General features: G+C 68.1%; 9 protein-coding genes. 5 read left to right on the forward strand and 4 right to left on the reverse strand.

What is annotated here, in order from left to right:
• Positions 1-43 precede the first annotated feature (43 nt).
• The 4 genes from AC3ANK_RS18035 to AC3ANK_RS18050 all read right to left on the reverse strand — a co-directional run bounded on the left by AC3ANK_RS18035 (position 44) and on the right by AC3ANK_RS18050 (position 3,700).
• The gene (locus AC3ANK_RS18035; protein WP_484171645.1) at positions 44-850 is read right to left on the reverse strand and encodes an MBL fold metallo-hydrolase; all 807 of its coding nucleotides are present in this window, start codon (positions 848-850) and stop codon (positions 44-46) included.
• 186 nt (positions 851-1,036) lie between these two features.
• Positions 1,037-1,489 (reverse strand): EF-hand domain-containing protein, encoded by a 453-nt coding sequence (locus tag AC3ANK_RS18040; RefSeq protein ID WP_484171646.1) that lies wholly within the window; start codon positions 1,487-1,489, stop codon positions 1,037-1,039.
• Positions 1,490-1,509: 20 nt separating this feature from the next.
• Complete coding sequence (locus AC3ANK_RS18045; protein WP_206862043.1) at positions 1,510-2,697, reverse strand: DesA family fatty acid desaturase; 1,188 nt, start codon at positions 2,695-2,697, stop codon at positions 1,510-1,512.
• Between the two features lie 136 nt (positions 2,698-2,833).
• Positions 2,834-3,700: a CHAD domain-containing protein gene (locus AC3ANK_RS18050; RefSeq protein ID WP_484171647.1), complete on the reverse strand. Its 867-nt coding sequence runs from the start codon at positions 3,698-3,700 to the stop codon at positions 2,834-2,836.
• A 55-nt stretch (positions 3,701-3,755) separates the two neighbouring features.
• Here AC3ANK_RS18050 and mutM point away from each other — a divergent pair, with 55 nt between their 5' ends.
• From mutM to AC3ANK_RS18075, 5 genes are all read left to right on the forward strand, one after another.
• On the forward strand, positions 3,756-4,583 hold the full coding sequence (gene mutM, locus AC3ANK_RS18055; protein ID WP_206862041.1) for a bifunctional DNA-formamidopyrimidine glycosylase/DNA-(apurinic or apyrimidinic site) lyase: 828 nt from the start codon (positions 3,756-3,758) through the stop codon (positions 4,581-4,583).
• Between the two features lie 150 nt (positions 4,584-4,733).
• Entirely contained in the window at positions 4,734-5,294 is a 561-nt protein-coding gene (locus AC3ANK_RS18060; protein ID WP_115844418.1) for an ECF-type sigma factor, read from the forward strand.
• A 116-nt stretch (positions 5,295-5,410) separates the two neighbouring features.
• Complete coding sequence (locus AC3ANK_RS18065) at positions 5,411-8,239, forward strand: serine/threonine-protein kinase (RefSeq protein ID WP_484171648.1); 2,829 nt, start codon at positions 5,411-5,413, stop codon at positions 8,237-8,239.
• Positions 8,240-8,339: 100 nt separating this feature from the next.
• The gene (locus AC3ANK_RS18070) at positions 8,340-10,829 is read left to right on the forward strand and encodes a type VI secretion system Vgr family protein (RefSeq protein WP_484171649.1); all 2,490 of its coding nucleotides are present in this window, start codon (positions 8,340-8,342) and stop codon (positions 10,827-10,829) included.
• Positions 10,813-12,945: a T6SS effector phospholipase Tle3 domain-containing protein gene (locus AC3ANK_RS18075; protein WP_484171650.1), complete on the forward strand. Its 2,133-nt coding sequence runs from the start codon at positions 10,813-10,815 to the stop codon at positions 12,943-12,945. The genes AC3ANK_RS18070 and AC3ANK_RS18075 overlap by 17 nt, the downstream gene beginning before the upstream one ends.
• The last annotated feature ends 5 nt before the right edge of the window (positions 12,946-12,950 follow it).

The raw sequence follows: 12,950 nt of genomic DNA on the forward strand, positions 1-12,950 counted from the left end.
TGCTTGTCCCCCTCCCCTGCCTGCAGGGGAGGGAGTGCGTGTGTCACGCCGCGATCGCCGCCAGATGACGCTCGAACGACGCATCCACCGCCGCGCGACCATTCCCGATGATGTTGCGACCCCACGTGAAGCCATATACGTCGGCGAAGTCGACGCCATCGAGCAGCGCGCGCATCGCATGCACGTCGCGCGTCTTCATCGGGATGTAGTTCGGATAGCTGTACATGAAGGTGACATGCCGCCGGTCGAGCACGACCTGCAACGCATCGCCCGGGAAGAGCGCGCCGCCTTCGCGCGGGCCGCCGTTCCAGTGCAGCGCCGTACTGCCGTCAAAGTGGCCGCCGACGCGCAGCAGCGTGACGTCGTCCGACAATCGCAGCGCATCGCCGCGCCAGAACCCGATGCGATCGGAGGGACGCTGGACCCACGCGCGATCGGCTTCGTGCAGCAGGATCGGCACGCCGCCGAGCGCCTCGCTCCACTCCACCATCGCACTGTAGAAATGCGGGTGCGAGATGACGATGCGATCCACGCCACCGCGCGCGTTCAAAGCGGCGACCGCCTCATCGGTCACCAGGCTCACGCATTCCCACATCAGGTGGCCGGCGCCGGTGGGCAGCAGCAGCGCGCGCTGCGGGATCGCGAAGTCGCCGGCGATGCCGATGCCGAGCAGGCCCGCGTCGTCCTCGATGCGCAGCTTGAAGCGACGCGCGAGTTCCTCATGCGTGGTCCAGCGCTGGCCATGCCAGCCGACGTACTGGCGTTCGTCCTCGCAGATGGGGCAATGCGACGGCGGCGTGGCGCCTTGCGCGAACTGGGTGCCGCAGGTTTCGCAGATGAAGCGGGGCATGGTCGTGGCCTCGATGATGTCGGGGCCAGACTAGGAAGCGGGCGGTGCGGCGCGTGGGCCAGTTCGTGCGGAATGGCAGGAACCAGTCCGTCGTCGCGCCGTTGTAGCCCGGATAGGCGGAGCGATCCGGGGCTTGAGACGTCGGGGAAACCCGGGTGCGCTTCGCTTACCCGGGCTACAAAAGCTTCATTGCGGAGGTGCCAGCAGCTCCCGGGCATCGAGGAAGCCATCGCGATTGCCGTCCTGCCGCCCGAACCGCTCCGCCACCGTCCGGCGATGATCGGCGAGGCTCACCGGCCGGCCGCGCCCGCCGGGCAGTTCGTCGGGTGTCAGCACGCCGTCGCCGTTCGCATCCATGCGCGTGAAGGCGTAGCTGAGCCAGTCCTGGTATTCGGCAAGGGACACGCGTCCGTCCCCATCGGCGTCCATGCGAGCGAGGTAATCGGTGCTGGCGTCCACCGCACCGGCATTCGCCGGCGCGACCGGTTCGGACGGAGCCGTAGGCGCTGGCGCCGCCGGCGCGCGATTCAGGCGCAACGGAATCGATTGTGCCGACGCGTCGAACGCGCACGCCAGCGCGAGGCACAGCAAAAGGCCCGCGCGTTTCCGCGCGGGCCTGCGTGTGGCGATGCGATCCATCGCGATCACCGGCAACGACCTCAGGCCGTGCGTGCCGGCACGATCGCGTAGCCCTTCAGGCGCGCGGAGAACTGCTGCAACGCCTGGATGCCGCTGGCTTCGGCTTCGGTGCACCACGCGTGCAGCTTGGCGAGCGTGGCCTGCGCGTCGTGCGAGCGGTCGTCGAGCACCTGCGCCAGGCGCTGGCGGAATTCGGCCAGCGTGGCCATCTTCGGGCGCTCGGCGAGCCACGCCTGCAGCTTCGCGCGTTTGTCCTCGTCGAGCCAGCGGCCGTCGTCGGCGAGGCCCTGGCGCATGTGGCGCGGCAGCTTGAGCTTGGCTTCACGCAGCGCGGGCAGGGTGACGTTGCGGTAGTAGTCGGTCATCGCCTGGAAGCGGATCGCCAGCAGCGCCTTGAGCGTTTCGCCGTCGGGAATGGCGATGTTCGGGCGCACGTCCAGCGTCGGCGCGACGCGCAGCACCTTCGCCAGGCGCACCTTTTCCAGCAGCTTGATCGCGCTCCAGCCGATGTCGAATTCCCACTTGCGCAGCGCGAACTTCGCCGACGACGGGAATGCGTGGTGGTTGTTGTGCAGCTCCTCGCCGCCGATCCAGAAGCCCCACGGCGTGAGGTTGGTCGCGGTGTCGGTGGTCTCGAAGTTGCGATAGCCCCACCAGTGGCCCAGGCCGTTGACCACGCCCGCGGCCCAGAACGGGATCCACAACATCTGCACGGCCCACAGCGCGACGCCCCACATGCCGAACAGGACGAAGTTGACCAGCAGCATCAGCACCGGGCCCATCGTCGCGTGCGGCGTGTAGAGGTGGCGCTCGATCCAGTCGTCCGGGCAGCCCTTGCCGTACTTCTCGATGTCCTCGCGCTGCGCGCGCGCCTCGCGGTACAGCTCCACGCCGCGCCACATCACCGTGTCGATGCCCTTGAACTGCGGGCTGTGCGGATCTTCCTCGGTCTCGCACTTGGCGTGGTGCTTGCGATGGATCGCCGCCCACTCGCGCGTGATCATCGAGGTGGTGAGCCAGCTCCAGAAGCGGAAGAAATGCGCGAGCACGGGATGGAAATCCACTGCGCGATGCGCCATCGACCGGTGCAGGTAGAGCGTGACGGAAAAGATCGTCAGCTGGGTGACCACCAGCAGGTAGATCAGCAGTTCACCCCAACTGGCCTGCAGGAGGCCGGCAGCGATGAAATCGAGCAGGGACAGGGACATTCTTCGACTCCGCGAACGCCGGCGCAGCGCGCTTTCCGGCAAGGATTCCGACCGGGCTTGCGCGCGGCCTGGAAGGATGATGCCAGCCGTGCGCCACCGTTCGCGCCGGTATGGCGTGGTTGTGTGATGGGGTCGTTCAGTCCGTCGTGCAAGCGTCGCGGCGTTCAGCCACGTGACGCGCGATGTGCCGGCGCGCGCGCTGCAACGCCGGTTGCGCGCGCTCGCGCAGCGAGTGGCGATCGTCCTTGCTGAACGGGGAATCGCGGCGGCAATGGTCCAGCAGCAGGGCGAGGTCTTGCGCCTGCCCGAGGCGATGGGTGGTCTGCCGGTCGAAACGGTCCGAATCAGGCGGAACCGGCACGCCGACGGCCTCCAGCGCGCGGCGCTGGTGCGCGGCACGGCGGGCCCGGCGACGCCAGCGGTGCCAGTCCTCGTCCTCCCCGCTTTCGCAGGCGCGCAGGCGCGCTTCGTGCGAACGCAGGTCGCTGTCGGCGATCGCCATGCGCAGGCCGGCGGGCGTGGATCGCGTCCAGTCCAGCGCGGGCAGCGCGGCGCCGAGGACGTCGAGCATCGCGCGCCGCGCGTGCAGGCCCGGGTCCGAACGCGTGGCCGCTCCGGCGATGCGCGCACGCGCGGCGATGGCGGCCTCGCGGGCGCGCTGCAGCACCTTGCGCGTGTCGTCCTTGCGTTCGCGGGCGAGCAGCCGGTCGAGCACCTCGACCAGCGCGTGCGCGTCGCGCAGGAACGACAGGCTGCGATTGAGCGTGCGCAGTTCGCGATCGATCAGCCCCGCGCCGGGCCCGAGCAGGCCGTCGCCCAGCGCGAGGATGGCCCGCGCGCGGCGGATCGCCTTGCGCGCCTGGTGGACGCCTTCATGAAGGTCGGGATCGGCCAGCGATTCGCGTGCGCTTTCCAGTTCGGCGCACGCGAGAGCGCACAGCGCCGGCCCCGGCACCGCCGGAGGCGTCGCGGACGCCTTGTCGAGCGCACTTGCCGCACCCATCCATCGGACTCCGGTCGCAGGCGGACAGCACGCAACCGATAGTACCCTCGCCCCGATGCCCGAACTTCCCGAAGTCGAAACCACCCGTCGCGGCCTCGCGCCGCACGTCGAAGGCCGCCGCGTGACCGGCGTCGTCCTGCGCCGGCCGGACCTGCGCTGGCCGATTCCCTACGAGGTCGTGAGCCTGCTCCCCGGCCAGCGCGTGCAGGCGGTGCGCCGTCGCGCCAAATACCTGCTGCTGGACACCGCGGCCGGCAGCGCGCTGCTGCACCTGGGCATGTCCGGCAGCCTGCGCGTGCTGCCCGCCGACACGCCGGTGCGCGCGCACGACCATGTCGACATCGAGCTCGATGCCACCGGTCGACAAGGCGCGCGCGTGCTGCGATTCAACGACCCGCGCCGCTTCGGCTGCCTGCTGTGGCAGCCGCCGGGCGAAACCCACGAACTGCTCGCCGGGCTGGGCCCGGAACCGCTTTCGGACGAGTTCGACGGCGATTACCTGTTCGCCCTGAGCCGAGGCCGCAACGCACCCGTGAAGACTTTCCTGATGGACCAGCGGGTGGTTGTCGGCGTCGGCAACATCTACGCGGCCGAGGCGCTGTTCGCCGCGGGAATCTCGCCGCTGCGCGCTGCCGGCAAGGTCTCGCGCGAGCGCTACCAGCGACTCGCCGACGAGATCCGCCGCGTCCTGGGCCACGCCATCGAACGCGGCGGAACCACGCTGCGGGACTTCCTGGCCCCGGACGGCGCGCCGGGCTACTTCGAGCAGGAACTCTCCGCCTACGGCCGCGGCGGCGAACCCTGCCCGCGTTGCGGACGGCTGCTGAAACAGGCGTCGATCGGCCAGCGCACCACGGTCTGGTGCGGCCATTGCCAGAAGTAGGTCGGACTCGACAGCGGTTCCGGACGGGCGTTCCGAGAGGAGCCTGTCGGAAAAAACTGAGGGTATTTCGAGTGAAATCCTGACGCGACTATTTCGTGGTGACAGTCACGGAAAAGCGTATAGTCCGGAGCACTGCGCACGGGGCTGCCCATGGCCGATACCGCCGATATCACGCTGCTGCTGGATGCCGCACGGGAAGGGGACCGTGGCGCCCTGGATCGCGTCCTGGCGACGCTCTACCAGGAACTGCACACGATGGCGCGCCGGCAGCTTGCCGGCCAGCACGGCCAGACGCTCGACGCGACCGCGCTGGTGCACGAGGCCTACCTCAAGCTGATCGGCCGCCGCGAGGCGCAGTTCGACGATCGCGCGCATTTCTTCGCCTATGCCGCCTCCGCCATGCGCAGCGTGGTGGTCGATTACGCGCGGCAACGCCTGGCGCAGAAGCGCGGCGGCGACCTGCATCGGGTGACGGAGCTTCCCGACGACGTCGAGGGCGGCCTGCGCCTGGACGAGGACACGCTCGGCCTCGACACCGCGCTGACCAAGCTCGCCGCCGTCGATCCGCGCCTGGCGCAGGTGGTGGAACTTCGTTATTTCGCCGGACTGTCGGAACTGGAAATCGCCGCGCTGCTGGAACGTTCCGAGCGCAGCATCCGCCGCGACTGGCAGAAGGCGCGGTTGTTTCTGCTGGCATCCCTGAAGGAGTAACGGCGGGGAACGAGTGCGGAGGAACGTGAAACGAGTAAGTGCGCCTGCGCCCGCAGTGCCCCGGTTCGTGATTCCCCGATCGTCTCCCGCTCCTCGTTTCTAGTTCCTGAGCCCCCATGGATCCCGAGCGCTGGCAACGCATCTCCCCGCTGCTCGACGCGCTCTTCGAACTGGAGCCGCCGGCGCGCGAGCTGCGCCTGGCGCAATTGCGCGATGAGGATCCCGCGCTCGCCGATGAGCTGCAGACGCTCATCACGCTCGACGAAAGCCACGAGGATTTCCTTTCCGAACCGCTGATCCCGCCGCTGTCGGCGCTGCGCGCCGGCGGCGAGGTCGGACCGTATCGCCTGGAACGCCTGCTCGGCGAAGGCGGCATGGGCCAGGTGTGGCTGGCCGCGCGCGCCGATGGTCTTTACCAGCGCCGCGTCGCGCTGAAACTGCTGCGCCCGGGCCTGGCCGACAGCAACCTGCGCCTGCGCTTCTCGCGCGAACGGCAGATCCTCGCGCGCCTCGCGCATCCGCACATCGCGCGCCTGCTCGATGCGGGCATCAGCAGCGACGGTCTGCCCTATCTCGCGCTGGAATACGTCGAAGGCGAACCGATCACCGATTACTGCCGCAACCACCTGCTGCCGCTCGAGCACCGGTTGCGCATGTTCCACCAGATCTGCGACGCGGTGAGCCACGCGCACGCGAACCTGATCGTGCATCGCGATCTCAAGCCGTCGAACATCCTGGTGACGCCCAGCGGCGACGTGCGGCTGCTGGATTTCGGCATCGCCAAGCTGCTCGATTCCGATGCGCCGATGATCGAGCAGACGCGCACCGGCGTGCGCGCGTTCACCCTGCACTACGCCGCGCCCGAACAGGTGCGCGGCGAGCCGGTCACGACGATGACCGACGTGTACGCGCTGGGCGTGGTGCTGTTCGAACTGCTCACCGACACCAAGCCGTATCGCCTCAAACGACAGACCGACGCGGAGTGGGAGGAGGCGATCCTCGCCGCCGATCCGCAGCGGCCTTCGCAGACCGTGCTGCGTAGCGCGGAGGACGCCGGCGCCGACGTGCACGCGCTGCGGCGTCAGGCGCGCATGCTCGCCGGCGACCTCGACAACATCGTGCTGAAGACGTTGTCCAAGCGCCCGGAACAACGCTATCCGTCGGTGGAGGCGCTCGCGCTCGATCTCAGCCGCTACGAAGCCGGGCGCCCCGTGCAGGCGCGTCCGCAGAACGTGGGCTATCGTTTCGGCAAATACCTCCGCCGGCATCGCTGGTCATTGGCGACCGGCGCGCTGGTGGCGATCGTGCTGAGCGCGGCGCTGGCGATCGTCGCCTGGCAGGCGCGCCAGGCGGTGGCCGAAGCGGGTCGCGCGCAGGCGATGCAGGACTTCATGGTCGGCGTGTTCGAAAGCGCGCGCGGCACACCCGAAGGCCAGGCGCTCGACCTGCGCGGGCTGCTCGACGGCTCGCTCGAACGCGGCAATCGCGAACTCGCGCTACAGCCGCGCGCACGCGCGGAACTGCTGGGCGTGATCGCGCGGCTGCGCATCGGCCTGGGCGATTACCGCGAAGCGCTGGCGCTGCTGAACCGCCAGGCGGTGATCCTGGACACCGCCGCGGACGTGCCGGTGAGCCTGCAACTGGAATCGCTGACGCAACGCGGACAGGCGCTGCGCCTGCTCGGCGAGGCGCGGCAGTGCATCGGCCTGATGCAGCCCGCGCTGGCGACGGCGCGTCGCGAACAGGCGCAACTGCCGCCGCAGGTGAGCGAGTTCTACTCGCAGCTGGGCCGCTGCCGCCGCGACAACGGCGAGCGCCAGGGCGCGCGCCAGCTGTTCGAACGCTCGCTTGCGTTGCGGCGCGATGATCGCGACGACGTGGGCACCGTCGAGAACCTCATCGATCTTGCGAACCTGCAGGCCGACGCCGGTCAGTCGGGCGCGGCGTTGCAGGGCTACGAGCAGGCGCGCGATCAGCTTCAGCAGAAGGTCGGCGCGCGGCATGCGCTGATGGTGGAGATCGGATCGCGCATGGCGTCGCTGCGCCAGGGCCTGGGCCAGACCGACACCGCCGAACGCTCCGCCGCGGACGCCTTCGCGCTGGCACTGGAGGTGTACGGCGCGCAGCATCCGGCCACCCTTTCGCTGCGCCGCCAGCTCGCCGGCCTGCACATCGAACAGGGCCGCTACGCGCAGGCCGAGCGCGAACTGCGCGAGGCGATCGCCATGCAGAAGCGGCGCGTGGGAGTCGAAGGCGATCCGGGCGAGGCGCGACGCGGCGCCAGCGAACTGGGACGACTGGAGCGGCAACTCGGTCGGGTCGCGTGGGAACGCGGCAACGTCGCCACGGCGCTGGCGTCGATGCAGCGCGCGGTGACGCTCGCGCGCCGCGAAGGCGATGAGATGCGGCTGGCCGACGCGTTGTTCGATCAGGCACGCCTGCTGCATGCGAGCGGGCGCGATCGCGCCGCGCTCACCTCGATCGGCGAGGCGCGCGAACTCCGCATCGCGCAGTTCGGACCGCGCCATGCGCTGGTCGGCGACAGCGATCGGCTGCTGGGGCAGATCGAACTGTCGCTCGGCCAACACGACCAGGGCATGGCGCACCTCGCGCAGGCGGTCACGCTCACCCGCAGCGGTTATGGCAGCACGCATCCGAACACGCGCGAGGCGGAACTCGCCCTCGCCCGCGCGCAGGCGCTGGACGGCGACGACGGCGCGCTGACGCGGCTCGACGCACTCGCCGGCCTGTCGCACAGCGACCTCGACCTGCGCCGCACCGCGTGGCGCGCGCAGGCCTATGCCGCGCAGCTGCGCTGCCACGGACCCGATCGCGATCCGGCAATGGCGCGGCTGGACACCTTGCAGGAACAGCTGCGGGACGCACAGCCGGACGGCGGGGCGATTCCGCGGGAAGTGGCGGCGATCGTGCGCGGGTGCGGGTGATCTCGTCCGAGCGGCGCGCCGAGTCGCGGGAAAATGTCGCCTCGACTATTGAATCAAGGCAGCCGACCTTGCGGACTTCATCGCAAGGAACGGGGTGTGCATGGCTGCTCAATCCGAAATCCGATTCCGATTCGAAGTTCCTGGCGGGCCCGTATTTGACATCGTCCGGTTCGAACTGAGAGAAGGGCTTTCCGAACCATTCCGTCTGGAACTGGAGCTGTCCAGCGCGGATTCCGACATTGATCTGGATTCGCTGCTTGATGTCGACGCGACCTTTACGATCGAGCGGGACGACCTGGCTGTGCGGGCGCTTCACGGAAGCGTGTCGTTGTTCGAGCAGTGCGTGGCCGGATTCAGACGCACGCGCTACCGCGTAGTCGTCGAACCGTCTCTGGCGAGGCTGCGCCTATGGCATGGCAGCCGCATTCATCAGCAACTTTCCGTTCCGGACATTCTCAAGATCCGGTTGAAGGACCGCGGCCAACAGGGTCGCTTCGTGGCGTCGCGATCGCACGAAGTGCGCGAGTACTGCATTCAACACCGCGAGACGGACTTCGCGTTCTTTGCCCGACTCGCAGCCGAGGAGGGCTTCGTCTTCTTCTTCGACGCTTTCGCGCAGTCGCAGCTGGTGCTGACCGATTCACTGTTGGCGGCTCCGCGACTCCCCGATCCGGACGATATCGGCACGGTGGTGTACCAACCCCAGGCCGGTGGCGATGCGCCCGAACCAAGGCTGTGGCAGTTCGCGCTTCGCCGGGAACTTGCGCCGACGCAGGTCACCCAACGCGACAATACATTCAGGAATCCGGACTACTCGCTGGAACACGCCAGCATCGCGCGCGACGCGATCGGCCGGTACGAACACTACGATTTCCCCGGAAGATACAAGCGCGATCAATCGGGAAAGCCCTTTACCGCGACGAAGCTGCAACAGCTTCGCACCGGTGCAACCATCGCCACGCTCGCGGGCGACGATGCGCGTCTCTGGCCCGGGCTCGCGTTCCTGCTGGAAGGACACCCTGGCGACGCGCTCAATCGCGACTGGCGCGTCATCGCCATGCGCCACTCCGGCCGGCAGGACGTCTCGCAGGAAGAGGACGGCGCGCAAGCGAACCAGGGAACGTATTACGAGTACACCGCCGAGGCCGTCCCCGGCCACATGGAATGGCGCCCTCCTGCATTGCCGCGCCCGGTGATGGACGGGGTACAGATCGCCCACGTTGTCGGCGAAAAAGGGGAGGAGATCTACCCGGACGAGCACGGCCGCGTGAAAGTCTGGTTCCCGTGGGATCGGCAAGCACCCATGGAGAACAGCTCGTGCTGGATCCGCGTCTCGGAGAACTGGGCGGGGGCCGGCTTTGGTACGTTGTTCCTGCCCCGGGTGGGCCAGGAAGTCATCGTCGATTTTGTGAACGGCGATCCTGATCAACCGATCGTAACCGGACGCACGTTTCATGCCGCCAATCGGCCACCCCTTGCCCTGCCTGGCCTCAAGACGGTCAGTACGATTCGCAGCCGCGAACACAAGGGCAGCGGTCATAACGAGCTGCTGATCGACGACACGAGCGGCGAATTGAAGGCACAACTGCACAGCAGCCACGGCGCGACGCAGTTGAACATCGGCAATCTCACCCACGCGCGAACACCCGACGGACGTGGTGAGCCACGCGGCGAAGGCTTCGAGCTGCGCAGCGATCAGGCCGGAGCGCTGCGCGCCAGCTCGCTGCTGTTCAGCGCCTATGCGCGTGAACTCGCCCGAGGCCGTCAGCTCGACGTATCCGAGCTGCTGGACCTCCTGCACAAGTTCAACGAAGACGTTGCCGCCCTGTTGGATACGGCCGCACAACATCAGGCACCCGCCGCCGATCACTCGGCCCGATCAACGGCACTGGATGCGATACGACAACTCGGTGCAGGTGCCAACGATCGGCCCGGGGAAGCCGGCGCCAAGGCGATCATCGCGCTCGGCGCTCCCGACGGCATCGTCGCGGGCACTCCGCAAACCATGCTGCTTGCCGCCGGTGAGAACATCGAGGTATCCGCTCAGCACGACATGAGTGCGACGGCCAGTCAGCGCATTCGCATCACGGCAGGTCACGGCATCAGCCAGTTCGCCTACGACGGCGGCATCGCCCAGATCGCCCACCGCGACGACATCGACTTTCAGGCGCAACACGGCCACCTGCGCGCGCAGGCGGCCGAGAACATGCAGCTGGGCGCGAAGCACGTGGTCGTCCACGGCGCCGAGCGTCTGACGTTCATGTGCGGTGGCGCCTACCTGACCATGTCGGGCGGCAACATCGAGTTGGGATGCCCGGGCAAGTTCACCGTCAAGGCCGACGTCGATCGTACCGGCCCGGCATCGCTGGAAGAGGCGCTCGCCTCGTTCGGCCATGTGGACACCGCCGGCCGATTCGGCCTGGTCACGCCGGATGGAACGCAGCCCATCCCCGATCGGCGATTCCGGATCACGCTGGACGACGGTGCAGTCATGGAGGGCCGCACCGACGCGCAAGGATTGACGCCACTGCTGCAACGCGACGCGCTGCGCATCGCACAACTGGAGGTGTTCGATGACGAAGCCGAATGACGCCGCACCGGTGGCGACCGCGAAGCTGTGCACGCTTCCGGGCGGCACCACGGTGAAAGTACCGCTGCCGCTGCCCAAGCCGGGCATCGTGATCCTCATCCATGGCGTCAACGACGTCGGCGAAGCCTACGTGGAGCAGGAGAAGGGCCTCTGCCAGGGGCTTGGCGAACGGCTCGATCGGCAGTATCCCGGCAGCCAGCTGCGCCCGGCGCGGTACCGTGTGCCCACCGCGAAGGACCGGGACGCGAGCGATCCTGACGCGGTGTACTTCCGGCGCGACCACACGAAGGGCGAGGTCAACAGTCCGGTCATTCCGTTCTATTGGGGATTTCGCGAAGAAGAAGGCGGCTACACCGACAAGCGCGGTCGATTCATTCCATGGATCGACAGAAGGCAGCGCCACGGCGAATACCTCGACCGCTACGGGAATCGTCTGGACAAGGACGGCGCCAAGAACGGTGGGCCGTTCGCCAACGCCACCACGACCGTGCCCGACATGTGGCAGCCCGGATTCAGCGGGAAGATGGGCCCGACGCCGATTTCGTCGAAGCACGTCAGCCCCGGCGCCACCCGTCCTCTGCTGCAGGCTCCATCGCGGCACTACATGGTGCTCGCGGCGCAGCGCCTGGCGATGCTGGTCCGCATGGTGCGCGGCAATTCGCCGGACGACACGATCAACGTCGTCGCACACAGCCAGGGCTGCCTGATCACCCTGCTCGCCAACGCCTTCCTGGAGGAGTCCGGCGACCGCCCCATCGATACGCTGGTGATGAATCATCCGCCCTACGGCTTGTTCGAAACGTTCGCCGAGGGCATGGAGCTGGGCCAGTTGCAGCAGACGACGCCTGCCCGGCTCGCCACGTTGCAGAACATCGTGCGCTTCATGACGGGCACGCAGCATTCACAGCCCGCCTTCGCGCGGCTGGGCGGACCGGGCTGCGCGAAGGGCGTCGTCGCGGGCGGCCAATGGCAACCCAACGCCGCCGTCAAACGCGTCGAGGGCAGGCCGGTGCCGTTCGTGGAGCGCGACAACCGCGGCAAGGTCTACCTGTACTTCTGTCCCGACGATCAGACCGTCGCCTTGTTCAACGTCCAGGGCATCGACTGGCAGGGCGTACCGGACGAAGTCCAGGCGCTGGATGCCGCCGCGTACCAGCGGTGGGAGCAGGCGCGGCTCTACGGAACGGCGCCGCCGGCGGCGGAGTCCTACGCCCGCAAGGTGTCGGCCTTGCCGACGCTGGGCGAGCGCTTCCGCCAGCGCTGCTTCACCCGCCGCGTGCGCGACGGCCGTCCGCTGCTGGTCGGGGCGCCACCCGGCCCTTACGTGCTGGAAACCTGGAACGAGAACGCCTGGACCGGCACCACGCTGACCGCAACGGACAAGGCCGGTCGCGGCGGCTTCTGGTCCGGCCAGCAGGTGCGCATCACCGGCGAAGCACTGTCACCGCCGCTCAAACCGCACCTCGGGCCGGCGTGGCAGGAACTCTCGCCGATCGACGCCTCCATCGCCATCACACAGGATCTGAAGCCGGAAGAGACCCCGGAACAGGGCCGTCGACGCTGGATGGACACGCAGGGCACCGACGACAACAAGAACTCCTTCCACTCCAGCATCGTCGCCAATGCGCAGCACAGTCGCTATGTCACCGCGTACGACCTGGCGATCGGGCAGGCGAAGGCAATCGATGACCCGGTGTATCACCTGTATTTGTGTCTCGTGGCGGATTGGAGGACGGATTGGAAAAAGGTCCGCCAGAAGGCTGACGACGACCCGGAACTCTCGGAGAAGGAGAGAGATCTCTATAGGAAGGCGCTCGATCTAATCAAGAACGAGTCCGGGGCTCCTCGGGAGCTGATCAACGCAACTGCTGCCTATCGTCAAACAGGGCAGCTGCCTGTGAAGTGGGCAAAGTGCGAGCTACCTCGCTTGGTGGTAAGCCAAACCCTGGCGGCTCGCGCAGGTGGTCAGCAACCGTCCACGGGGGACACACGTCACGCTGCGGCCCTCCAGGATGCAATGGAAGAACAAGCTCATTCGACAGCGCTGCGCGAGCAGCACGATGCGCGCGTCGCAGCGGACAACGCCGTGCTCGACCGACTTCTGCGTGGGGCCTGACCGTG

The organism is Lysobacter sp. SCRH-1R (genome assembly GCF_057747855.1).

What these genes read in the sequence shown, in the direction of transcription:
- AC3ANK_RS18045 (WP_206862043.1), bottom strand. Translation starts at nt 2,697, where the DNA reads ATGTCCCTGTCCCTGCTCGATTTCATCGCTGCCGGCCTCCTGCAGGCC.
- AC3ANK_RS18065 (WP_484171648.1), top strand. Translation starts at nt 5,411, where the DNA reads ATGGATCCCGAGCGCTGGCAACGCATCTCCCCGCTGCTCGACGCGCTC.
- AC3ANK_RS18035 (WP_484171645.1), bottom strand. Translation starts at nt 850, where the DNA reads ATGCCCCGCTTCATCTGCGAAACCTGCGGCACCCAGTTCGCGCAAGGC.
- AC3ANK_RS18070 (WP_484171649.1), top strand. Translation starts at nt 8,340, where the DNA reads ATGGCTGCTCAATCCGAAATCCGATTCCGATTCGAAGTTCCTGGCGGG.
- AC3ANK_RS18050 (WP_484171647.1), bottom strand. Translation starts at nt 3,700, where the DNA reads ATGGGTGCGGCAAGTGCGCTCGACAAGGCGTCCGCGACGCCTCCGGCG.
- AC3ANK_RS18060 (WP_115844418.1), top strand. Translation starts at nt 4,734, where the DNA reads ATGGCCGATACCGCCGATATCACGCTGCTGCTGGATGCCGCACGGGAA.
- AC3ANK_RS18075 (WP_484171650.1), top strand. Translation starts at nt 10,813, where the DNA reads ATGACGAAGCCGAATGACGCCGCACCGGTGGCGACCGCGAAGCTGTGC.
- mutM (WP_206862041.1), top strand. Translation starts at nt 3,756, where the DNA reads ATGCCCGAACTTCCCGAAGTCGAAACCACCCGTCGCGGCCTCGCGCCG.
- AC3ANK_RS18040 (WP_484171646.1), bottom strand. Translation starts at nt 1,489, where the DNA reads ATGGATCGCATCGCCACACGCAGGCCCGCGCGGAAACGCGCGGGCCTT.